The 21,760-nt window shown below is 34.4% G+C and carries 24 protein-coding genes; 7 read left to right on the top strand and 17 right to left on the bottom strand.

What is annotated here, in order from left to right; translation table 11 throughout:
- Positions 1–68: 68 nt before the first annotated feature.
- The 6 genes from QYS47_RS17300 to QYS47_RS17275 form a co-directional block, all read right to left on the bottom strand.
- Positions 69–1,025 carry an SRPBCC family protein gene (locus QYS47_RS17300; RefSeq protein WP_322347264.1) on the bottom strand — a complete coding sequence of 319 codons (957 nt, stop codon included), beginning with the start codon at positions 1,023–1,025 and terminating at the stop codon, positions 69–71.
- A 275-nt stretch (positions 1,026–1,300) separates the two neighbouring features.
- Positions 1,301–1,801: a hypothetical protein gene (locus QYS47_RS17295; protein WP_302122392.1), complete on the bottom strand. Its 501-nt coding sequence runs from the start codon at positions 1,799–1,801 to the stop codon at positions 1,301–1,303.
- A gap of 346 nt (positions 1,802–2,147) precedes the next feature.
- Positions 2,148–2,765, bottom strand: a complete 618-nt coding sequence (locus tag QYS47_RS17290; RefSeq protein ID WP_322347263.1) for a hypothetical protein — start codon at positions 2,763–2,765, stop codon at positions 2,148–2,150.
- Between the two features lie 74 nt (positions 2,766–2,839).
- A complete protein-coding gene (locus tag QYS47_RS17285; protein ID WP_322347262.1) occupies positions 2,840–3,022 on the bottom strand; it encodes a hypothetical protein in 183 nt (60 codons plus the stop codon).
- A gap of 491 nt (positions 3,023–3,513) precedes the next feature.
- Positions 3,514–4,068: a hypothetical protein gene (locus QYS47_RS17280; RefSeq protein ID WP_322347261.1), complete on the bottom strand. Its 555-nt coding sequence runs from the start codon at positions 4,066–4,068 to the stop codon at positions 3,514–3,516.
- Between the two features lie 936 nt (positions 4,069–5,004).
- Positions 5,005–5,727, bottom strand: coding sequence for a 1-(5-phosphoribosyl)-5-[(5-phosphoribosylamino)methylideneamino]imidazole-4-carboxamide isomerase (locus QYS47_RS17275; protein ID WP_322347260.1), 723 nt, complete (start codon positions 5,725–5,727; stop codon positions 5,005–5,007).
- Between the two features lie 226 nt (positions 5,728–5,953).
- Here QYS47_RS17275 and QYS47_RS17270 point away from each other — a divergent pair, with 226 nt between their 5' ends.
- Positions 5,954–6,571: a SprT-like domain-containing protein gene (locus tag QYS47_RS17270; protein ID WP_322347259.1), complete on the top strand. Its 618-nt coding sequence runs from the start codon at positions 5,954–5,956 to the stop codon at positions 6,569–6,571.
- A 2-nt stretch (positions 6,572–6,573) separates the two neighbouring features.
- On the opposite strand, the gene QYS47_RS17265 is transcribed toward QYS47_RS17270, so the two are convergent.
- The 3 genes from QYS47_RS17265 to QYS47_RS17255 all read right to left on the bottom strand — a co-directional run bounded on the left by QYS47_RS17265 (position 6,574) and on the right by QYS47_RS17255 (position 9,034).
- Positions 6,574–7,143 carry a hypothetical protein gene (locus QYS47_RS17265; RefSeq protein ID WP_308358381.1) on the bottom strand — a complete coding sequence of 190 codons (570 nt, stop codon included), beginning with the start codon at positions 7,141–7,143 and terminating at the stop codon, positions 6,574–6,576.
- Between the two features lie 239 nt (positions 7,144–7,382).
- Positions 7,383–8,186 carry an N-acetylmuramic acid 6-phosphate etherase gene (murQ, locus tag QYS47_RS17260; protein WP_322347258.1) on the bottom strand — a complete coding sequence of 268 codons (804 nt, stop codon included), beginning with the start codon at positions 8,184–8,186 and terminating at the stop codon, positions 7,383–7,385.
- Positions 8,183–9,034 carry a BadF/BadG/BcrA/BcrD ATPase family protein gene (locus tag QYS47_RS17255; RefSeq protein WP_302122404.1) on the bottom strand — a complete coding sequence of 284 codons (852 nt, stop codon included), beginning with the start codon at positions 9,032–9,034 and terminating at the stop codon, positions 8,183–8,185. Before QYS47_RS17255 ends, murQ begins: the two co-directional genes overlap by 4 nt.
- 79 nt (positions 9,035–9,113) lie before the next feature.
- On the opposite strand from QYS47_RS17255, the gene QYS47_RS17250 reads away from it, so the two are divergent.
- Genes QYS47_RS17250 through QYS47_RS17240 form a run of 3 tightly spaced genes read left to right on the top strand, consistent with a single transcriptional unit; the run spans position 9,114 to position 10,634 of the window.
- A complete protein-coding gene (locus tag QYS47_RS17250; protein WP_302102401.1) occupies positions 9,114–9,473 on the top strand; it encodes a phage holin family protein in 360 nt (119 codons plus the stop codon).
- Positions 9,474–9,496: 23 nt separating this feature from the next.
- On the top strand, positions 9,497–9,886 hold the full coding sequence (locus QYS47_RS17245; protein ID WP_308358384.1) for a hypothetical protein: 390 nt from the start codon (positions 9,497–9,499) through the stop codon (positions 9,884–9,886).
- Positions 9,867–10,634, top strand: a complete 768-nt coding sequence (locus QYS47_RS17240) for a phosphoglycerol geranylgeranyltransferase (protein ID WP_322347257.1) — start codon at positions 9,867–9,869, stop codon at positions 10,632–10,634. Before QYS47_RS17245 ends, QYS47_RS17240 begins: the two co-directional genes overlap by 20 nt.
- Here QYS47_RS17240 and QYS47_RS17235 read toward each other — a convergent pair.
- The 7 genes from QYS47_RS17235 to panC form a co-directional block, all read right to left on the bottom strand.
- Complete coding sequence (locus QYS47_RS17235; protein ID WP_308358386.1) at positions 10,620–11,543, bottom strand: AraC family transcriptional regulator; 924 nt, start codon at positions 11,541–11,543, stop codon at positions 10,620–10,622. The genes QYS47_RS17240 and QYS47_RS17235 overlap by 15 nt on opposite strands.
- 212 nt (positions 11,544–11,755) lie before the next feature.
- On the bottom strand, positions 11,756–12,895 hold the full coding sequence (locus QYS47_RS17230) for an acyl-CoA dehydrogenase (RefSeq protein ID WP_308358387.1): 1,140 nt from the start codon (positions 12,893–12,895) through the stop codon (positions 11,756–11,758).
- Positions 12,896–12,974: 79 nt separating this feature from the next.
- A complete protein-coding gene (locus QYS47_RS17225) occupies positions 12,975–13,670 on the bottom strand; it encodes a zinc metallopeptidase (RefSeq protein ID WP_322347256.1) in 696 nt (231 codons plus the stop codon).
- 1 nt (position 13,671) lies between these two features.
- Positions 13,672–14,142 carry a D-glycero-beta-D-manno-heptose 1-phosphate adenylyltransferase gene (gene rfaE2 / locus QYS47_RS17220; RefSeq protein WP_308358389.1) on the bottom strand — a complete coding sequence of 157 codons (471 nt, stop codon included), beginning with the start codon at positions 14,140–14,142 and terminating at the stop codon, positions 13,672–13,674.
- Entirely contained in the window at positions 14,129–15,151 is a 1,023-nt protein-coding gene (locus QYS47_RS17215; RefSeq protein ID WP_322347255.1) for a lysylphosphatidylglycerol synthase transmembrane domain-containing protein, read from the bottom strand. Before QYS47_RS17215 ends, rfaE2 begins: the two co-directional genes overlap by 14 nt.
- 3 nt (positions 15,152–15,154) lie before the next feature.
- Positions 15,155–15,502 (bottom strand): aspartate 1-decarboxylase, encoded by a 348-nt coding sequence (gene panD / locus QYS47_RS17210; RefSeq protein ID WP_322347254.1) that lies wholly within the window; start codon positions 15,500–15,502, stop codon positions 15,155–15,157.
- 27 nt (positions 15,503–15,529) lie between these two features.
- Positions 15,530–16,375 carry a pantoate--beta-alanine ligase gene (gene panC, locus QYS47_RS17205; protein WP_322347253.1) on the bottom strand — a complete coding sequence of 282 codons (846 nt, stop codon included), beginning with the start codon at positions 16,373–16,375 and terminating at the stop codon, positions 15,530–15,532.
- A 125-nt stretch (positions 16,376–16,500) separates the two neighbouring features.
- Between panC and QYS47_RS17200 the strand changes: the two genes are divergently transcribed.
- Genes QYS47_RS17200 through glmS form a run of 3 tightly spaced genes read left to right on the top strand, consistent with a single transcriptional unit; the run spans position 16,501 to position 20,546 of the window.
- Positions 16,501–17,313 (top strand): glycogen/starch synthase, encoded by an 813-nt coding sequence (locus tag QYS47_RS17200; RefSeq protein ID WP_308358393.1) that lies wholly within the window; start codon positions 16,501–16,503, stop codon positions 17,311–17,313.
- Positions 17,270–18,703, top strand: coding sequence for a DUF4270 family protein (locus QYS47_RS17195; protein ID WP_322347252.1), 1,434 nt, complete (start codon positions 17,270–17,272; stop codon positions 18,701–18,703). The genes QYS47_RS17200 and QYS47_RS17195 overlap by 44 nt, the downstream gene beginning before the upstream one ends.
- A gap of 7 nt (positions 18,704–18,710) precedes the next feature.
- Positions 18,711–20,546: a glutamine--fructose-6-phosphate transaminase (isomerizing) gene (gene glmS / locus QYS47_RS17190; RefSeq protein WP_322347251.1), complete on the top strand. Its 1,836-nt coding sequence runs from the start codon at positions 18,711–18,713 to the stop codon at positions 20,544–20,546.
- Between the two features lie 56 nt (positions 20,547–20,602).
- Here glmS and QYS47_RS17185 read toward each other — a convergent pair whose 3' ends face one another.
- Positions 20,603–21,595 (bottom strand): MraY family glycosyltransferase, encoded by a 993-nt coding sequence (locus QYS47_RS17185; protein ID WP_322347250.1) that lies wholly within the window; start codon positions 21,593–21,595, stop codon positions 20,603–20,605.
- Between the last annotated feature and the right edge of the window lie 165 nt (positions 21,596–21,760).

Below are 21,760 nucleotides of genomic sequence, written 5' to 3'. Positions count from 1 at the left end.
ACACTTGTGGCGGACAATCCCCATGAAAATATCCTGACCGATAAAACCCCATTCATTCATAGCATCTGTTATCTGGCGTTTTCAGCTTTCTGTTTTATGTGGTTCAATACTCGGTTATGAATGCTGTGAATTATCCAGTCGCTCCAAGTTTTCCAGTAAGCACCAGGTTTGATGTTGTGTCGATACCAAGTTGTTCCCACGAGTTGAGTTTGGCCGTTCGGAAGTTCGATTAACTTGAACTCTCCATGTTCGGAAACAAAGTAGTCGTGCAAATGTGGAGCATTAATGTCCCAAAGACTGTATTCGGTCATGGGTTCTGGCTGTTCGAGAACGTCAAATCGTAAAAGTGTTGGTTCGTTCCATTCCGTTATGGGTTCGACAAAACTTCCAGTGTTGAAGTTGCAATAACGAATCGCACCTTTACCAGTTCCTTTGATCTCCGAGTCTATTGGGTAGGAGATGCCAGCTTTGAATATGAATTCCTGTGGTTCGTCCATTCGTGGGAATTCGATGACGTTCGTCCAAACCGTCTCAATATTTGCATCAATAACCAAGCTGGTTGATACTGTGAAAAGCTCAGTTTCTGAGTTTCGTTCGGTGAACGCTGTTATGGGAACACTTAGAAATGTTAGTAGGATTATGGTTAGCGAGCTGTCGGGAGTTTTGTTCAAAGTTGTTCGGCCAATCAAGCTCCCTATCCAAGTTAGAAGGATACCAATTGGAGCGGCCATCGCAATACAAATCAGTCCTTCCATTGCGAAAACGATCAAACCGATAGTGAAAATAAGTAGAGTTAAAAAGCTGATTTTCGCAGCTTCCATTTTAGTTAGTGTTCGCCCGTGTCCAAATAGGATTGTTGAGACTATTCCAATGAGAAGAGGAGTTAAAATGAAAAGAGCTACTCCATATTCACCAATTCCATAAATGCCCCATGCAGTCAATGGAGTGGCAAGCAGGACGGTTATTCCAATTGCAGTCCATCTGCGCTTATTTGGTTCCGTTGGTAGTTTGTTCAGGAGTTTCATTTTCGTTGTGCAGTCATGCCAGATAACGGACGTGTGTAAAAACCGTGCGCCCACTGTCTGTTTAAATGATGAAGTTAGCAATTTTTCATTTACCAAAAATTGCTAGATCGGTTCACCTCCCACACTTTGCCTTTAACATTCTAAATTGCTAGCCGAAAATTGCGGGCTTATATTAAATGATTAGCAAAAACGTAGCCTAGCCAATGGTTTTTACATGATGTTGTGTACAGTTTCTATTCTTCTAAATAGACAGGTTTCAAAGCATATCATTACTTTTAAATACTATTAACCTCGAGTTTTTTCTTATCGAGATGAACCTGACGAATATACAGAAACAGAAAAATTAAGAAAGGGTAAATCATAAAACCTGCAACTAAAAATATTTGGCGATAATATCTATTTCTCAGTTCTTCTTTATTAGGATTAATATGTTTCAAATATGCCGTTTCCCGACCAGGTTTAAGCCACACTTCTATTGAATCTTTCATGTAATAACCTGCCCTTGCTTCGTAACAGGAGATGCAAACTATGTGATAGTCTCCATTATTACTAAAATGCGCTGATACATGTGATTTACCACCCCCTGTTGTTGATGATGTGATGCTATCTACTTTAACCTTTAAGGGTATCAATTCATCTATAACGCTATATCCAATATATCCTGACCTAGCTACTATAAAACCAAAAATAGTTGGGAAAAAAGTCACAACTGCTAATGCTTTAAATATCCTTTTTTTTGTTAACCGTTTATCAGATTCCTTCTTTAAACCAGACATTGTTTAATCTTCCATTTATTCTGCCAAGCTTTTTGTAACATTTGGCAAATCATAGCTTTATAAGCTTCTGATTCCCAATAATTCTTTCAATTTCTTTTCTCCCCTTTTAGCTTGTAATGTCAATGGCTTAGCTATACGAGGTATTGTACACAACGCCACTGTATAAATTCGTGGCTGATTAAAAGTATAAAAATTTGCTTTGACTACCGAGACAATCCGCAGGATTGGCTTATTAAATTAATTCTCACCAATAAGTCAATCCTGCGGATTGACGTACTCTCTACAAAGAGCTAAAGTTACAATAAGCTACTTACAGCCATGATTTATACAGAATGTTGGCATTTCGTTATTTTTCGGTTGGTTGATAAGCTTTTGTCGTTAATATCCGTAGTGGTGCTGTTTCGAGCCTATAATTGAGTTTCTGGTTCCAAAAAATGATAGGTTCGTTGTAACCAGTTCGGTATTCAAAGTCCACTTGAATAGAGTCATTAGAAACAGAAGTTACAGATGATGAGCCATAGTAAAGGTGAACGGGATTCTCAAAGTTGCCTGCCTGCCAAATTGGGTCATCTCTTAGTTTTTGTGGGTCAAAAGTTCTTTCAATTGAAAATGTCCTTTCTGGATTAACGACAATTACTTTTGCCAATGATCCTATGTCTTGGACTATAAAAATAAGGCAGTTATTTGATTCTACAAATTGAACTTCTGACTCCCAATTCTCATTGTTGAAAGTTGCTCGTCCAATTTCAAAAAGTTCACCCTTAGAGTTAGGAAGTTCGAAAGTCACATCATAGAATACATCCGCAAAATCTGCGTTGTACATTTCTTGATATTGAAGAGTTAGTTCGTCAGACAGTTCAAGTTCCCCACTTCGTTCAATTGGTCCAAAAGCTTGTCTTAGCATCCAAAAGAATCCGATGACAAGCAACACCAGTGTAATTGCTCCAATTCCGAGTGCTTTCAAGCATCCACTTTTCCAGTTTTTTTTCTTAGTCATATTGATTTTCTACGGAGTGGCGAATGAATGCCAACGTCAGGCTATCGATCGTTTTGATTGGGAATCTTAGTAATTTGATGACCTTTCATTAATGATTCGATAGCTGATGTTGTCTTTAGTATATTTTTAATTACTCCTAAAGTAGTAGAAATAATGGTAATTGAAAAATACGATGTTCCTTTCTTAAAACCTTCTACATCGTCTGCTATGTCAGTTGGAGTCATGACTAAATGGTATATAGGAGAAACTATGTATCCGTTGTCATGCCGGTTGAAAGCCCAAATCCTTCCCAAATAAAAATGATTGCTTTTTTCATTAGCCTCTGTATTTCTTGACTTTATGGCTGAACTCGGCTAACTTCAATCTAAGTTTTTTAACGGTCTCTACCGTTTAGAAGCACATTGCTTCCACGGCTTGCCCGCAAAAATTAGGCCTTTTCAAGGCTAATCAATCCGCTTTTTATGCCCTCTTTCTGCCAACTGCCTAGCAGAATAATCTTAAGAAAGGAATTAAATACAACGCCACTGTATAAATTCGTGGCTGATTAAAAGTATAAAAATTTCAATTAACTACCGAGGCAATCCGCAGGATTGGCTTATTAATTTAATGTTTCCCATTAAGGCAATCCTGCGGATTGCCGGACTATCTACAAAGAGCTGAAGGAAAAATAACCTACTAACAGCCATGATTTATGACAGAATGTTGTGACCAGTTTTTATTCAATTAATTTTCCGTTAAAATCGAATTTATATATTCTATTTTCCCAGTCTGTTGCCTTTATATATGACTCTGTTATTTCAAAGTCATCAGTTCCTTTTTCAGTTGTAAAAATGTCAGCACCACTTCTTTTCCACATGACTTCTCCACTCAAATCCAGTCGAGATATTTCCATTTCTCCATGTATTATATAACTTTCATTGAATTTAAATATTTCAAAACAAGAAGATTGGTCAGCTTGAGTTTTCCAAATTAAATTAAGTTCAGGAATTGAAAGGCAAAAGATCGAATCGGAACAGCAAACTGCAATTCGGTCATCTTCTATTATATGAGAGTTTTTATCAATTCCAGTTCCGCCACCATCAGAACCAATAATTGCCGAACTAATGGTTTTATCATTTTCATGTATTTTTAGTCCAATTTTTGTCGAAAACAAGAGCTCAGATTTTATTAAATGAACCTTGTCATAAGAAATCAAATTATCATTCGAGTCCTCCGAATAATTATCATCTATGAATAATTCGATCGTGTATTTTCCTGATTTAGCAAGCATGTTCTCGAATTGGTTACAACGCCTGTATAAAACCCGTTTGTTATACTAGGCTATGAAATACTGAAAGTAGTTATTTATGCTTTCTCCGCAAACTGATACACTTCATTAATTGCAAAATATTAAAATCACTTAGTGCTATAATTTATAAAAGCAATATCCTTGCTCGCTGGCTATGAAATGCAAGCATAAATAACAGGCTATTTAGCAGACACTTGGCTACAAGGTGGTGAGCAAATGGGTTTTATATCATGTTGTGGTGTTTTTTAGATGTTTTGGGACATCTCCATTAAGGATATTATTGTTAGTATTAGATAAAAGCGAACCAATCAGCAGCAAAGTTGCTGGGATTTCATAAGTAAGTTGTGTAGCCGGTTTGATAAACAGAAAGAGTAAACCAACAATCATTACAGGAATAGTGATAAAGAAAAAAAATGTCCAGTATGTCGGAATTAGGCTTACTATAATAGCTGAGATTCCTATGGTTTTTGGTTTGTAAAGCATTTCGCTCATGATGGAATGTCCTCGAGTTATTAGTTCATGGGTAAAATGTAAGCTATTCCGAATTCAAGAATTGCTATACCTATCAGGAACCCGAACATCGACAGAAATTGTATTAGTGCCTTACGTTTATAATTTGGCTCGTTCTTTTGGATGAGGTTCTTCATAATTCGAGCAACGAAGTATAAAATTACCGCTGCCTTCATTACTGTTAGAATTAAAAATATTAGTGTTTTCATCTGAAGACAATTAGTAATGCAAATTCACCACAACATCTGGATATGTGCACCAAATGTGTTGTTATCATTATTATATTTTTGGTTTCTTTAGAATTTAAGTAAGGAAGAAAAAAACCACTTTAAAGCTAATTAAAGCTTGTTATTGGGGCAATAACCGTAGATTTATCCGTTTATTAAACGTTTAATCTACACTTGTCTTTTACTGTAAAAATTCATTCAAATCTTCAAGCTTGATATTACCTTCATAATAAGCTTTACCAAAGATTACAGCAAATATTCCCATATCATTAAGCTTTCGGATATCATCAATATCCCTAACTCCACCACTGGCTAATACACAGATGTCTGGGAATTCTTTCAATATTTTTTCATACAAATCAAAAGCAGGACCTGATAATGAGCCTTCTTTACTAATATCAGTTGTTTTAACGTATTTTAGTCCTCGGTCATAGAAGTAGCGGATGTGCTCAATAATGTCGATGTCTGTATTTTGCATCCATCCTTTGTAGGCAATTTTTCCATTTAAAGCATCAGCTCCTAAAGTGATTTTTTCTCTCCCATAGGATACAATCCACGAAGCAAAAAGCTCTTTATTTTCAACAGCGACACTGGCCGCAGTGATATAATCAGCACCATATTCATAAGCTTTGCTAATATCCCCATCCGTATTGATACCACCTGTAAAATCTAATTCAAGATTTGTATAGCCATGGATTGCTTCCAGGATATGGTAGTTAACGGGCTGGCTTCTGTGGGCACCATCTAAATCCACAATATGCACGACTTTGATGCCATTATCTTCCAATTTTCTGGCAACATCAATCGGGGAATCATCATACACTTTAGCGCTTCCAATGTCAGAACCTTCAACTCTAATAATTTTGCCATCTTTTATGGCAATGGATGGAATAATTTGAATCATAGTTTTAATGGTTTAAGAGTATGATATTAGAAAAAGTTGTCTACTCTACAAGCTTTTGCCCCATTAAGGTTATGTTAACCTTCTAAAGGGCTCTGAAATTACAGTTTAATATGGAAATTACAAAAAAAATACAGCTGGAAATATTTTTTGAGATCAAGAGGAAATAGTGCATTAGGTGAGCTAAATGCTTATTTACTAATTATTTCTGCTTAATTTTGGCTCGAATATGACGCATTACGAAAAACAAATATATAAGCGGATTAGTCGATTTATTCCTGAATCAGCTACTGATTTAGCCTTCGAACTTTGGCAACAAAAACCTTTTCGTTTTGTGATCTCAAAAGCTAGGAATACCAAATTGGGTGACTTCAGAATTAAGCCAGGTGAGGAGGCAGTGATTACGGTGAATGAAAATTTAAATCCTTATTCCTTTCTTATCACTTATGTACATGAAGTGGCGCATCATTGGGTATATGAACAATATAAGGGTAGGGTGAGTCCACATGGGGTAGAATGGAAATTAGCTTTTAAAGAATTGATGCTGCCTTTTCAGAATACAACAATCTTCCCAGAAGAGGTTTTAAAAGCTTTGAATCTCTATATGCGAAACCCTAAGGCCGCTTCCTTATCTGACATTCATTTGGCGAAGGCTTTAAAGAATCATGATCCTATTAATCCGGATGAAGTTAGCTTATTAGATGTTGAGAAAGGGCAAAAGTTTAAATTAGAAAATCGTGTTTTTGAAAAGCTAGAGAGTAGAAGAACAAGAGTGAGATGTAAAGAGATAAAATCGGGAAAATATTATTTAGTACATAAAATGGCGATGATTATTCCAGTTAAATAATATCAGAAATCTAATCTTCTCATCACATGCTCTTCTATTCTTTTACAGAAAACCTGAGGTTTTAAAGTTCTCCAATTCAAATGTTCAAACTGTCCACCGCAATTAATATAATGATCAACATTGTATTGAGCCCATTCTTCTAGTACAAAATCTCTGAAATTAACCCCTACTATCCAGCCTTCTTCAACCTCATCAAACCACTCTTCATAATATTCATCATCAGAGCCGTGGAAGTTCAATATATTTTCACCAATTAAGATGAACTTATTGATACCTTGCATAATCATATGCTCGATTATATTTCTTTTTAAATGCATGATGTCATTATGCAAAGTGTCATTCCATTCGCCTATCATTTCAATTACCGCAATTCCATCCTCATAATTAGCATATAGTATTTTAATATAAAGAGTTTCAGAGCCAATAGCATCCCAGGCAGGATCTATATAATATCCATATATGGTATCTGTGTATAATTCATAATTATATTCCTTTCCATAAAAAGGGGAAAGCTCATCCTGTGAAGAATCGTAATATTTTAACCAATTATAGTAGGGCTCGATATGATGCATTAATGAGTAATAAGTTTTAGGGTTTAAGTAATAGGTTTTAATGCGAATTGAGGTGAAAAAGTTTTATAAAATTAAGATTTGTTTTCTCAGCAAATGAAACCTGTCAGGTTTAAAAAAAGCAGATAGTGATAGAATATAAAAATCTAATCAAAATTTGATTATACAAACCTGACAGGTTTTTTAATAAAGCATTTCCGAGAATTGTAACATACCAGTCACTATCAATAGATTATCCTAATTCACCCTTTGCAAGCCTCAATAGCCTTTCTTACAGATCCATGTTCAAGCAATAATTTTTTAGCTGCATCATATTTAATTTTAAGCTCCAGCATAATCATTTTCGTACCGCGATCCACCAGCTTATCATTGCTCAGTTGCATATCTATCATTCGGTTGCCTTTTACTTTGCCTAATTGAATCATAGCCGTGGTTGAAATCATATTGAGCACCATTTTTTGTGCGGTGCCCGCTTTCATTCGGGTACTTCCTGTAACAAACTCCGGCCCAACGGGAACTTCAATAGGGTAGTCTGAAAATTCAACCACTGCAGAATCAGGATTGCAGGTAATGCAGGCCGTTTTGATGTTTTTTTCTTGTGCAGTTTTAAGTCCACCGATTACATAAGGGGTTCTACCCGATGCTGCAATTCCAATTAAAAAATCATTTTCAGAGATTTTATATTCTAAAAGATCTTTCCAGGCTTGATTCTGGTCATCTTCAGCAAATTCTACAGCTTTTCTAATCGCATGATCGCCCCCAGCAATTAACCCTATCACTGTATTGTGATCAACTCCAAAAGTAGGAGGGCATTCAGAGGCATCCAGTATTCCTAAGCGCCCACTGGTACCGGCTCCAATATAAAAAATACGACCTCCTTGCCTCATCTTACCCACTATCGATTCAACAGCTTTTTCAATTTGCGGTAAAGCTTTTTGAACGGATAATGCTACGGATTGATCTTCTTGATTTATACCTGTTAATAATTCAGAGATAGATAATTTTTCTAAATCATTAAAATTTGATTCTGATTCTGTAATGCTCATGAATTCTGATTTTTGTGATAGAGCGTAAGGCCAGCAATAGGACTTTCCATAAAGTTTCCGGCTGTTAAATGATTTTTGTTCAGTACCATTCTCATGATGGAATTAGCATGGAAAGCCACACTTCCTACAAAGTGAATAGGATATTCCTGATGATGGTCGAATTTCAATACTGACTTTTCTAAAAACTGCTGAAATGCATCTGTCATTAATTCGAAACAGTATTTTTCTTTTTGATGCAGTAATACAAACTCAAAAAACTGAGCAAAATAGCGATTTGCATACGGTTTCTGATAGATATTTTCTAAGGCATTTTCTAATGTAACTTCGGGGAAAGTATTTTTAAAAGCCGTTTGTAGTTTTTCAGATAATTCGTTTTCTAAATAGGCTTTTAATATCATTTTACCGATATAATTACCACTTCCTTCATCACCTAATGCATAACCAAGAGAAATCATTTTTTGCGTAATGCTTTTTCCATCGTAAAAACAGGCATTCGCACCTGTTCCTAAAATGCATACTATGCCCAATTGGTTTAAACATGATGCTCTTGCTGCTGCTAGCATATCATCTTCTACCAAAACTTTACTATTCTTGAAAATACTATTAAGTACTGATTTTATTTTGGCTTTATTTTTTGATTGCCCACAGCCCGCTCCATAAAAATGAATGATATCAAATTCGATCTTTACAATTTCACTCAATTCATTCTTTAAACTATCTAGAAGCTCATTTCCTGGTATTAAATACGGATTTATACCCTTTGTTTTGAGCTGCTGAATAGATCCATCCTCATTAATAATCCTCCAATCTGTTTTACTCGATCCACTATCTGCTATAAGCTGCCTCAATCTTTCTAATTATTTTTACGTGTAAATTTAACATCAACCGAAATTTATATAACTTAGGAATCAATTAACACTTAAAGTTGTGAAAAAAAGTAAACTCTTAGGGCTTTTGGGAATAGAAAATATAATAGAATCGCTACAGAAATTAATAGAAGTACGAATTGCCATCATTAAAGACGAGGTAGAAGATAAGATTGCTGAGAAGATAGCGAAATTCCTTCCTATACTTTTTGTATTTCTATTCTTAAGTTTAGTGGTGTTGTTTGCCAGCTTTACTTTAGGCTTCTATTTGGCTGAACTTTTGGATAGTTTTGTTTATGGTTTTGGAATCGTAACATTATTCTATTTATTACTAACGGTGATCTTTTATTTTTTAAAAGACAGCAAAAGCCTAAAGAATTCGTTTAAAAAACCAGAGGATCAAGAATCTGAAAATCAGTAATTTTAATTATTAAATTTACAATCATGAGCAATCAGGAGAAATTACTTGAGAAAAGTAAAAAATATGAGCAGGACTTATCAGAGCAACTAACTGAATTTTCAGGTAAGGCTGAAAAGATAGGCAAAAATGCATTGATGATTGCAGGAGGTGTGTTTTTAGCATATCAGGCTGTAAGGCTGATTACTGGAAGTAAAAAAAGTAGAAATACTAAGGTTTATAAGGAAGTAGAGGAAGATGAAAATGATTATGATGACGCACCTCGACTTATCATCAAAAGAGAAGAGAGCAATCATGGCATTATTGACTCTATAAAAGCTGAAGTAAGTAGTATATTAGTAGCAATTGCTAGGGAAAAAATATTAGAATTTTTAAGTCAGTTAGAAAACGACAAGAATGACAAAGAAGAAGCTTAACCAACTTAGCTCAGGCAGTGAAAATAAACGTAAATTCTTTGCCCTATTAATTGATCCTGATAAAGTAAAAGATAGAGCTTCATTGCAAAGGCTAGTCAATATGGCTATTGAAAATGAAGTTGATTTCTTTTTTGTTGGCGGTAGTTTAATAGTTTCTGATTTATTAAGTGCGTGCATATCAGAAATCAAATCAGCAACAGACATTCCTGTAATTCTATTTCCTGGAAATAATCAATATATCGACTTGCAATCGGATGCAATTCTTTATCTCTCTCTCATTTCTGGCAGAAATCCTGATTTGTTGATAGGTCAACATGTTTTGTCAGCTCCAATTTTAAAAAGAAGTAAAATGGAAGTGTGGCCAACGGGTTATATGTTGATTGACGGGGGGAATAAAACCTCTGTTTCTTATATGAGTAATACCAATCCCATTCCTCATGATAAGTATGATATCGCGGTAAGTACGGCTATTGCGGGTGAACTTCTAGGTCTCCAGCTTATTTATATGGATGCAGGAAGTGGGGCAGAGAAGATGATCAGTGAAAAAATGATTGCTTCTGTAAAAAGAGCAATAGAAATCCCTTTAGTAATTGGTGGAGGAATTAATTCTGTATCAAAAGCAAAAAGCGCCTGGAAATCAGGCGCTGATGTTGTGGTTGTAGGGAATGCTATTGAGCAAAATCCCGACTTACTAATTGAAATGACTGAAGCTAAGATTGTGCTCAATCAGCAATTAAACGTTCATTAAAGATTCTCTTCTTCTCATTTTTCCTGCAGGAATTCCGAACATCATTTTAAATCTTCGGCAGAAATAAGCAGTATCTTTATAACCTACTTCATGTCCAATGTCACGAATGCTCTTTTTAGAAGTTCTTAATAGCGTTACCGCTTCTTCCATTCTTTGGTATTCAATATAATCTTGAGGATTAATACCTGTAAGCATCTTGAAATACTGGCCTACATAATCTTCAGATACATTCGCAACCTCGGCTAGCTTTTTATTTGATAAATCACCGCCTAAGTGCTCATTGATGTAGTTGAAGATATCAATTAATCTTGGATCTTTGAAATAAGTACTGTTGGTAGCCAATTGCTCCACAAATAATTTATTTCTAACGATATGTCTGAATAACTCTACTAATAAATATTCAGTCAACACTTTTACCATACGATCAGCACCAGGCTCATCCGTATTTAATTCAGAAAAGATTTTATCGTGTAAGGACTTAATCACATCATTACTGAATATGAACGGGGGAATATCTAAAGAAGCAAAGAAGTTAACTGAATCAAATACTTTTGCTTCGAATGAAATATAGCTGAAGCTATCTCCACCTTCAGAAAGTAACTCATCGTGTGTAATTGAATTGAAGTACTCAGATTTACCACTTATGAATTTATCATTAGTAATAGTTTCAATCTGACTTCCTCTTCCGTAAGTAATTTGATGTGCTTTTCCACCGGGAATAAAAGCAAAATCTCCCTCTTTTGCTAAAAGTTTTTCTTCCCCTAATAGTACTTCTCCTTTATTAACCCATATAATTTTATTTTCTACTTCATACAGGTTACTAACGGTTACCGGTTTTTGTATTTTAATATTTTTTGCTTTGACGAACTTAACGCCAAGGGATTCAATGATTTTGTTGTAATCTTCCATTTTCTTTTTTTATGAATGGATTAACTATAAAAAGTAAAAGTAATTTTTCTAATAATTGTATAAATCTAATGATAAATAGTTTTATATCAAAAAAAAGAAAAGGCGCTCAACCTTTCCCGTCATGTAAGATTGAACGCCTAAAAATTACTTTTATTGAATTATTTTAAGATTATATGCTTTTGAAAAGCGCTAACCTTTCAATTATATGATCTTTACTTTAGAATATTTCTTGAGATCACAATTTTTTGAATCTCAGAAGTACCTTCGTAAATCTGTGTGATTTTTGCATCACGCATTAATCTTTCAACATGGTATTCCTTAACATAACCGTATCCACCATGAACTTGAACAGCCTCAACAGTAGTGTCCATTGCCACTTGTGAAGCAAAAAGTTTAGCCATAGCACTTGCTTGAGAGAAATCTTTCTTTTGATCTTTCAACCATGCAGCTTTTAAACATAATAAACGAGCGGTTTCGATGTTTGTAGCCATATCCGCTAACTTAAAAGCAATAGCTTGGTGCTGGTTGATCTCTTTCCCAAAAGCTTTTCTTTCTTTTGAATATTTAAGGGCCAATTCGTAAGCACCTGATGCAATACCTAATGCTTGAGCAGCAATACCAATTCTACCACCGTTTAAAGTAGCCATAGCAAAGTTGAATCCGAAACCGTCTTCACCAATTCTATTTTCTTTAGGTACTTTTACATCAGTAAACATTAAAGAGTGAGTATCAGAACCTCTGATTCCCATTTTCTCTTCTTTTTTACCTACTTGGAAGCCTTCCATGTCTTTTTCAACAATCAAGGCGTTAATTCCCTTGTGGCCTTTTTCTTTATCCGTTTGAGCAATTACTAAATAAACAGATGCACTATTACCGTTAGTTATCCAGTTTTTAGTACCATTTAATAAGTAATAATCACCTTTATCTTCTGCCGTTGTTCTTTGTGAAGTGGCGTCTGAACCAGCTTCCGGCTCTGATAAACAAAATGCACCTATTATCTCACCCGTTGCTAATCTTTTAAGATATTTTTCTTTTTGCTCTTCAGTACCGTATTTTTCTATCCCCCAGCATACTAAAGAGTTATTAACAGACATTGAAACAGAAGCAGAACTATCGATTTTTGAAATTTCTTCCATAGCCAGGACATAAGAAATTGTGTCCATTCCGCCACCATTATATTTAGGATCAACCATCATCCCCATGAATCCTAGCTCACCCATTTTCTTAATTTGTTCAGCTGGGAATTTTTCATGAGTGTCACGATCGATAACACCCGGTAATAATTCGTTTTGTGCAAAATCTCTTGCAGCAGCTTGCACGGCTAACTGCTCTTCCGTAAGTTGAAAATCCATCTATTAATTATTTTTTAGTCGTTGTGGTGCAAAAACATAGTGTTTGTGCAAAAGTTTGGCAAATATAGGAAAAATCCATTTAATCTCGGCTACCCATAAACATCATCACATAATAGAGCAGGGTCACTAATGAACCAATTGCAGCAACTAAATAGGTTCTTGCAGCCCATTTTAATGAATCTTTAGCCATATCATGCTCTTGTGAAGTGGTTACGCCTGAGCTTGTCATCCAAGCTAAACCTCTTTTACTGGCATCGTACTCCACTGGTAATGTTATAAATGCAAATAATGTAAATACTGTATAACATCCTATAATGACCATCATGGCTAATTCAAAGCTAAATAATCCTTGGATAAAAAATGCTCCGAATAGCATGGCCATAAAAACAAAGTTTATGATTTTAGCACTTACGTTTTGTAAGGGCACTAAGGCAGATCTTAATTCTAAGAATGAATAGGCTTGTGCATGTTGAACCGCATGACCTACCTCATGAGCTGCAACAGCTACTGCAGCAGCAGACCTACCATGATAAACATCAGAACTAAGATTTACCGTTTTCTTTGCAGGATTGTAGTGATCAGTCAACTGCCCTTCAACTGACATTACCTGTACATCATGTATTCCATTATCACGCAACATTTTTTCTGCAGCCTCTTTACCAGAAATTCCTGAACTAAGGCTAATCTGTGAATACTTTTTAAATTTACTCTTTAATCTGGCATTTACACTATAACTGATAATGGTAAAACCAATTACTATTACGATTAGAAACATCTTATTTACTTAATTTATTAATAATATTTGTGGTAGAATATCCTTTCACAAGTTCAATAGTCTCAACTTTTCCACCGTTTTCAATTACGACATCTGCTCCTACAATGTTGTCAATTGTATAGTCATTTCCTTTAACTAAAACATCAGGCTTTATATCGGTAATCAAGGATAGGGGAGTATCTTCAGAGAACAGAATTACAGCATCTACAAAAGCTAATGCTGCAATTAAGCGGCATCTTGAATATTCATCATTTACCGGTCTATCCGGGCCTTTTAATTTACTTACAGACTGATCTGTATTGATTGCAACAATTAATTTTGTGCCTTTTTCTGCAGCTTTTTCTAAATAGTCAACATGTCCCAAATGTAGAATGTCAAAGCAGCCGTTGGTAAATACAAGCTTTTCATTCTTCCACTCATTTCTTAACTCAAGAAGCTCTCTCTTAACTATTATTTTATCAGCTGTTGGCATAATTTTGATTTGAGAATCTTTTAGGAATTATCATACTAATAAATAGTGAGATACTTCCTACTACAATAATAGCAATAGAATTCGTAGTATGCAGAAGAAAGGCAAATGTGATTCCATCTTTTTCGGCTATTCCATACAATAAGAGTCCTGCACTAACTAAATAATGAAAGGCTCCAATACCTCCTTGAACAGGAGTGGCCATGCCTATTCCTCCTAATACTAAAAGAACAAATCCTGCTGAGATCCCTAAATTCTGAGTGACATCCATGCTAAAAAAGAACACATAGGTCATGAAGTAATAGCAAACCCAAATGGCAATGGTGGCAAGCCAAAATAAAGCAGGATTTTTCAATTTACTAACTGAAGTTAGCCCCTCAACTAATTGCCTTAAAAAGCTTATGATTTTATTGTATAATTCATTCTGCTGAAGCTTTCTGTGGTTTCTTTTTAAGAAAAAAACAGTTAAAAGCAACACAGTAATTAAAGTTATACCAATCACAATGAGAGTAATGTAGTTTTTTTGAATACCCGAGGCCTTATCTAGAAATAAGTTAAGGAAGAATTCATTCAATCTTTTGAATTCCAAAGTGAGTGTAATGAAAACAATAGCAATTAAACAGATTAAATCAAAGACTCTTTCAGTTACAACACTGCCAAACCCTTGGGTAACTGCTACATTATCAGTTTTCTTTAAAATTCCACATCTTGAGATTTCACCCATTCTAGGAACTACAAAATTAGCTAAATAGCCTACCATCACCGCCAGGAAAGTTCTTGAAGTTTTTAAATTATAACCAATTGGCTCTAATAACATATTCCATCTCCAAGCTCTTAAGTAATGGCTAAAAATAGCAAGGGCAATAGAAAGGATAATCCATTTGATGTCAGCTTTTTTAAAGCTTAACATCATTTCATTGAAATCTTTATCTTTATAAAGATACCAGAATAACAAAATTGCAACACCAAGAGATAGGGTGTATTTAATAAATGATTGAAGTCCTTTCCTCAAGGATTAAGATAATTTGTTGTTAGCATCAGGGAATATCAAGGAAGGTTTAAAAGATTTAGCTTCTTCAAACTCCATTTGAGCATAGCTGATGATAATAATAATATCACCTACTTGTACTCTTCTTGCAGCAGGGCCATTTAGGCAGACCATCCCAGAGCCTCTTTCTCCTTTGATAACGTAAGTTTCTAGTCTTTCACCATTATTGATGTTGACTATTTGTACTTTCTCGTTTTCAATTATGTTGGAGGCTTCCATTAAGTCCTCATCAATGGTAATACTTCCTACATAATGTAATTCTGCCTGAGTAACCTTTACTCTGTGAATTTTTGATTTGCAAACTTCGATTAACATACTCTACTCTTCAATTTGGCCGCAAAGTTAAGAAATAATATACATGTTATCTATTAATCTCACATTTCCTATAAACCCTGCTATGCAAAGAACGGTATCTGGGGCTAAGTAGTTCTCAGATTTAGGAAGTAAATCTTTATCGCTTACGATTTCAAAATATTCTAATTCGGCTTTATGGTTTTTAAATAGCTCCTGAACTTTAGATTTGGCTTCCTCTGTTGATTTTTTCTCAGAGATAATATTTTTCGCGGCATTTAAGGCTTCATAGAATATTTTAGCCTCTTTTCTATCTTCTTCTGATAAACGCTCATTTCTAGATGACATAGCTAAACCATGAGTTTCTCTTTTAATTGGGACGCTTACAATCTCAATATTGAATAATAAATCCTTAACTAATGTTTTGATAATGGATAATTGCTGTAAGTCTTTTTGCCCAAAAAAAGCAAAGTCAGGCTGAACAATGTTAAATAGTTTGGAAACGATTAATGCTACCCCGCTAAAATGGCCAGGCCGGAATTCCCCTTCCATCACTTTATCTAATGGGCCAAAGTCAAAAGAAATAATGCTTTTATCTGCATACATGATTTCATCAGATGGAAGAAATAAAATGTCACAACCACAATTGCCTAAAAGACTTTTATCCTGTTCCGTCTTTCTTGGGTAATGTTGTAAGTCTTCTTGATTATTGAATTGAGTAGGATTTACATAAATGCTAGACACAACAATGTCAGATTTTTCTCTAGCCTTATTTACCAAACTTAAGTGTCCGTCATGAAGCGCTCCCATAGTAGGGACAAAGCCGATTTTTTTACCTTCAGCTTTATATTTTCTAATAAGTGATTGAATTTCAGCGATTGAGCCCGTTGTAATCATAAAAAATGCGCTAAATTATAAAGTTTCAGAACAAATCTAGCTGTTTAATCAAAAAAATAATGGAAAGTGAGTATTTTTTTGTATTTTTGTGCTTCGTTTATGAATTAATCAAATCCAATAAGCATATGTCAAAGCTTCGAATTCTTTACGTAGCCAATGAAATCAATCCATTTTTAAAAACATCAGAAGTAGCAGAATTTGTACGAAAGCTCCCTCAAGCCATGCAGGAAAGAGGAATGGAAATTCGTATTTTAGTGCCTCGCTTCGGGCTGATCAATGAAAGAAAGAACAGACTACACGAAGTGGTTCGTCTTTCTGGAATAAATATCTCAGTGGGAGAGGAGGAAAAACCTTTAATCATAAAGGTAGCTTCTATACCTAATGCTAAACTTCAGGTTTATTTCATTGATAATGAAGATTATTTTCAGCGTAAATTTGTATTTCATGATAAGGAAAATAATTTCTATCCAGACAACGATGAGAGAGCAATATTTTTCTGCAAAGGAGCGTTAGAGACAGTTAAGAAATTAGGGTGGGCTCCTGATGTAGTACATTGTAATGACTGGATGACTAGCTTGATTCCAATGTACTTAAAGACCACTTATAAAAATGACCCAATATTTAAAGATGCAAAATCTGTATTTACTGTGTATAATACAGAATTCTCTCATAAATTTGGGACAGATTTAGTGGACAAAGTAAAAATGCTTGATATAGATGATAGCATGTTGTCACACTTAGAATCAGCCGACTATGAAGGGTTCATAAAAATCGGTGCAGAATATGCAGATGCAGTTATTAAAGCAGGTGATGAGTTTAAAGAAAACCTTGATGAATTATTTTCAACATTCGAAAAAGAAAAGAAAGTTGACACTATTGAAAAAGGAGAAGACTTTGAAGAGTCTTATTTCAACCTATATACAGAATTGGCAGGTTAATACTGCAAGAACATTTTTATCAGGGCCAGCTATCCTGCTGGCCTTTTTTTTCGTCTCATGTGAGGAACCTATTGAAGTTGAAGGTGATTTAGTACCCGGTGGTAATAGCACAGAAATCAGATTTGTGGAAATACCATTGGAGATGAATCATACAGCTTTCGATTCATTAATCGTAAGCACAAATGCTGTTGCGGGTTCAAGAGGGCAAATTTTTGTAGGGAAACAGAATGATCCTTTAATTGGAGATTTTTCTGCAAGTGGTTATTTTGGGTTATTGCTTGATAATGATTTTAGAAGAGACAGCATTCCAAGTAATGCTTCAGTAACGCAAACCAGATTAAAATTAGGATTCAATTACTATTATGGCTCTGAATTTTCAAATCTACAAAATTTTGTAATTAGTCAACTAGCTGATACATTAAGTATCAGTGGAGAATTCTACGGGATATTCGATCAATTTCCAGTTGATAGTAAAGTATCTACAGATGCCAATATTTTTGTAAGTCCAATTGATTCAATTGAGTATTTTGTCCCTATTACTAATGATTTAGGTAGTGAAATATTAAATCTTATCAATGATTCAGATAATAATTCAATTGATATTTACAATGCTTTGAAAGGTTTTAAAATTGAACTTGGTTCAGATTTGAACAATATTCAGGGTATAAATTTGGCAGATGGAGAGTCCTATCTTGAGGTCATTTATGAATCTCCAGAATTAGACACATTAGGAAGTGTACAATTATCTTTATCGGGATCTAGTTTTACTCAAGTTGATTTCCAGCCGGGTTCTATGATTCCAATGAATTATTCTGGTAAAGAAGAATTTGAATTAGCTGATGATTCTAAAGCTTATTTTAACAATATGCTTGGAATCTCCCCTAAAGTAAAATTGTCAAACTATCTTACGTTCTTGGATACTGTTGAATTTATGCAGATAAATAGAGCAGAGTTAGTTATCAGTAGCCCTGATTTTGTTTTAGAGGATAATCAAACGAATCAAATAAGGCCCGCGAATAATATCATTCCTTACATTTTAGGAGAAGATGGAAATATTGAAAAACAAGGAGAGGATTTCTGGGCATTTCAAGCCAATTTCGGAAGTGGTGGATTACCAGTAAATCCTAATGGAGCATCAACTCCAATTGCACTTTCTTATGATGAGGGTAAGAAGGAAATTAAAGGAGATATAAGTTTCTTTTTACAAGAGATTTATAATAATCCTGGTTTATGGAATCCTGACTATGATTTCATATTTACAGGCCAGTTTATAAGAAGAAACTCAACTCCATTTAATGAAGTTCCAAAAATTAATTTAGGTAACTTTGATCATTTCTTTGTAGATAAAGAGAATATCAAAATAAGAATCTATTACACAACATTTAAATAATTAGAATATGTGTGGAATTGTAGCATATATTGGTCATCAGAATGCTTCTGAGATCATATTAAAAGGTTTAAAAAGACTTGAATATAGAGGATATGATAGTGCTGGAATTGCACTAATGAATGATGGATTAAATATTTATAAAAAGCAGGGAAAGGTTGCAGAATTAGAATCCTTTTTAAAAGATAAAAACACAAAGAGTACCATTGGAATTGGTCACACTAGATGGGCAACGCATGGGGCTCCTAGTGATGAAAATGCACATCCCCATTTTTCTCAAAGTGGTGATTTAGCAATTATTCACAACGGAATCATTGAGAATTATTCTTCATTAAGAAAAGATCTAGAGAATAAAGGATACACATTCAAAAGTGAAACTGATACAGAAGTTTTTATAAATTTCATTGAAGATATTTATAAAAATAATGACGGATCTCTTGAGGAGGCAGTTAGATTAGCACTAACGAAAGTGATAGGAGCGTATGCTATTGTTGTTATGTCAAAGGATCACCCTAATCAGCTTATTGCAGCGAGAAAAGGAAGCCCTTTAGTAATTGGAGTTGGAAAAGGTGAATATTTTTTAGCATCAGATGCTACTCCAATAGTAGAATATACTAATGAAGTCATTTATGTAAATGATTATGAAATTGCTTTAATTAAAGATGGTGATATAAGCATCAGGGATACTAAAGATGTTAAAATGACTCCTTATATCCAAAAAGTGGATATGGAATTAGAAGCTATCGAAAAAGGTGGTTTCGAGCATTTCATGTTGAAAGAGATCTTTGAGCAGCCTAAGTCAATTAAAGATTGTTTCAGAGGTCGTTTAATGGCTAATGAAGGAAAGTTAGTACTAGGCGGTATTAGAGATTATTCAAATGCTCTAATTAATGCTGAAAGAATTGTAATTGTAGCTTGCGGAACTTCTTGGCATGCAGGCTTAGTTGCAGAATATATTTTCGAAGAATTTTGCAGGATACCTGTTGAAGTTGAATATGCTTCAGAGTTTAGGTATAGAAACCCAGTAATAAAAGAAGGAGATATAGTAATTGCTATTTCTCAATCGGGAGAAACCGCAGATACTTTAGCAGCTATGGAATTAGCAAAGTCTAAAGGAGCCATAGTTTTAGGAGTATGTAATGTAGTAGGGTCTTCTATATCTAGAGTTTCTCATGAAGGAGTTTATACCCATGCAGGTCCAGAAATCGGTGTGGCAAGTACAAAGGCCTTTACAGCTCAGTTAACAGTTCTCACAATGATAGCATTAAAAACTGCTTTTAGGAAAGGAACAATTGCTGAACAGAGATATAGAGAAATATTAGTTGATTTAGAGAATATACCAGCAAAAGTTGAAAAAGCTTTAAAAACCGATAAGCAAGTTGAAGGTATTGCTGAGTTATTTAAAGATGCAAGAAATTTCTTGTATTTAGGAAGAGGTTACAATTTCCCTGTGGCTTTAGAAGGAGCATTGAAATTAAAAGAAATATCATATATACATGCAGAAGGCTATCCTGCAGCTGAGATGAAGCATGGTCCAATTGCTTTAATCGATGAGGAAATGCCAGTAGTGGTAATTGCCACAAGAGATAGTTCTTATGATAAGATCGTATCTAATATTCAGGAAGTAAAAGCTAGAAAAGGAAAAGTCATAGCTGTGGTTTCAGAAGGAGATTCATTGATTCCATCTATGGTAGACCATACCATTGAAGTTCCTGGTACACATGAAGCTTTAATGCCAATGGTATCAACTATTCCATTGCAGTTATTATCATATCATATAGCCGTAATGAGAGGAGCTAATGTAGATCAACCTCGGAATTTGGCAAAATCCGTTACAGTTGAATAAATAGAGATAACGTATATAACACAATAAAAAAAGGAGCTTTATAGCTCCTTTTTTATTTAATCTCTTCTAAAGTTCTTCACCACTTCTTTCTTTTTTCTTCTAATATTAGCCTGTAGTATTTGATCAAGCATTAAGCTTAGGAGAATGCATAATACAATTATTGTTGGGACTAAAATATTGTCACCTAAAAAGTCTAGTGCTAAAGCTATGCATATAATCACAATATTAGTTGCAATCATAATTAATGTGGTTCCAGAGTGACTAAAACCAAGTCGCATCAAGATATGATGGATATGTGTTTTATCAGGAGAGAATGGAGATTTTTTCTTAATTGCTCTTGAGATAAATACTCTCAATGTATCGAATAGTGGTATAATTATTACAGAGATTCCAACAGCGATTGATGAATTAAGTTTAAAAGGAGTTTCAGCTGGCAGATAATGATTATAATCAATGAATTTGATAGTAACTACAGCTAATGCAAAACCAATTAATAATGCTCCAGTATCTCCCATAAATATGCGAGAAGGTTCCCAATTAAAGTTGAGAAAGGCGATTAAAGCTCCAATGAATGCAAAGCATACCATAGAATAATAAGTTTGCCCGACTAAAAAGAAATAAATCCCAAAAAAGAAAAAAGCTATTATACCAATACTACTTGCTAAACCATCCAATCCATCAATTAAATTATAGGAGTTAGTGACAACTATTAAGGTAAATAATGATAAGAAAAAGCTTATTATATAAGGAATTTCTTCAATAGTTAATACTCCATATAAAGAGTTTAATTTAATATCCATAAGGAAGATCACCATACAAGAAGATAATAATTGGGCTGCAAGTTTTACTATTGGTCTTACAGGAACCAAATCATCCCTCAGTCCAACTATGAACATAATTCCTATTGCACCATAAAAGAATTTAAACCTTTGTAACCCAAGCATTGGCATCCAGATCAGTAGTGCAATTATCATTCCCATAAAAATTGCTATCCCTCCCATCGAAGGTGTATCACCTGTATGGATTTTTCTTCCACCAGGTTTATCCATTATATTCTTTTTCTTAAAAAAGTTTATAACCAATGGCGTTACCAAAAAGGTTAATATAAATGATGTTATTAAACTAGCGAGGGTTTGGGGCATAATTAAATTCTAATATATGTAAATTTTGATAGCTAATAATATGGCAGTTAGCTATTAAAAGTTCAACAAATT

It is taken from the genome of Marivirga arenosa, from assembly GCF_030503875.2.
In the GTDB taxonomy this organism is placed as follows: Bacteria; Bacteroidota; Bacteroidia; order Cytophagales; family Cyclobacteriaceae; genus Marivirga; species Marivirga arenosa.
This window is presented reverse-complemented; position numbering and strand designations above follow the sequence as displayed.

Bases quoted from the DNA above. Each gene is read 5' to 3' on its own strand.
- QYS47_RS17245 (WP_308358384.1), top strand. From the start codon at position 9,497: ATGAGCAATCAGGAGAAATTACTTGAGAAAAGTAAAAAATATGAGCAG.
- QYS47_RS17230 (WP_308358387.1), bottom strand. From the start codon at position 12,895: ATGGATTTTCAACTTACGGAAGAGCAGTTAGCCGTGCAAGCTGCTGCA.
- QYS47_RS17240 (WP_322347257.1), top strand. From the start codon at position 9,867: ATGACAAAGAAGAAGCTTAACCAACTTAGCTCAGGCAGTGAAAATAAA.
- QYS47_RS17185 (WP_322347250.1), bottom strand. From the start codon at position 21,595: ATGGATAAACCTGGTGGAAGAAAAATCCATACAGGTGATACACCTTCG.
- QYS47_RS17265 (WP_308358381.1), bottom strand. From the start codon at position 7,143: ATGCATCATATCGAGCCCTACTATAATTGGTTAAAATATTACGATTCT.
- murQ (WP_322347258.1), bottom strand. From the start codon at position 8,186: ATGAGCATTACAGAATCAGAATCAAATTTTAATGATTTAGAAAAATTA.
- QYS47_RS17235 (WP_308358386.1), bottom strand. From the start codon at position 11,543: ATGGAAGATTACAACAAAATCATTGAATCCCTTGGCGTTAAGTTCGTC.
- glmS (WP_322347251.1), top strand. From the start codon at position 18,711: ATGTGTGGAATTGTAGCATATATTGGTCATCAGAATGCTTCTGAGATC.
- panC (WP_322347253.1), bottom strand. From the start codon at position 16,375: ATGATTACAACGGGCTCAATCGCTGAAATTCAATCACTTATTAGAAAA.
- QYS47_RS17225 (WP_322347256.1), bottom strand. From the start codon at position 13,670: ATGTTTCTAATCGTAATAGTAATTGGTTTTACCATTATCAGTTATAGT.
- QYS47_RS17300 (WP_322347264.1), bottom strand. From the start codon at position 1,025: ATGAAACTCCTGAACAAACTACCAACGGAACCAAATAAGCGCAGATGG.
- QYS47_RS17275 (WP_322347260.1), bottom strand. From the start codon at position 5,727: ATGATTCAAATTATTCCATCCATTGCCATAAAAGATGGCAAAATTATT.
- QYS47_RS17270 (WP_322347259.1), top strand. From the start codon at position 5,954: ATGACGCATTACGAAAAACAAATATATAAGCGGATTAGTCGATTTATT.
- QYS47_RS17295 (WP_302122392.1), bottom strand. From the start codon at position 1,801: ATGTCTGGTTTAAAGAAGGAATCTGATAAACGGTTAACAAAAAAAAGG.
- rfaE2 (WP_308358389.1), bottom strand. From the start codon at position 14,142: ATGCCAACAGCTGATAAAATAATAGTTAAGAGAGAGCTTCTTGAGTTA.
- QYS47_RS17285 (WP_322347262.1), bottom strand. From the start codon at position 3,022: ATGACTCCAACTGACATAGCAGACGATGTAGAAGGTTTTAAGAAAGGA.
- panD (WP_322347254.1), bottom strand. From the start codon at position 15,502: ATGTTAATCGAAGTTTGCAAATCAAAAATTCACAGAGTAAAGGTTACT.
- QYS47_RS17280 (WP_322347261.1), bottom strand. From the start codon at position 4,068: ATGCTTGCTAAATCAGGAAAATACACGATCGAATTATTCATAGATGAT.
- QYS47_RS17200 (WP_308358393.1), top strand. From the start codon at position 16,501: ATGTCAAAGCTTCGAATTCTTTACGTAGCCAATGAAATCAATCCATTT.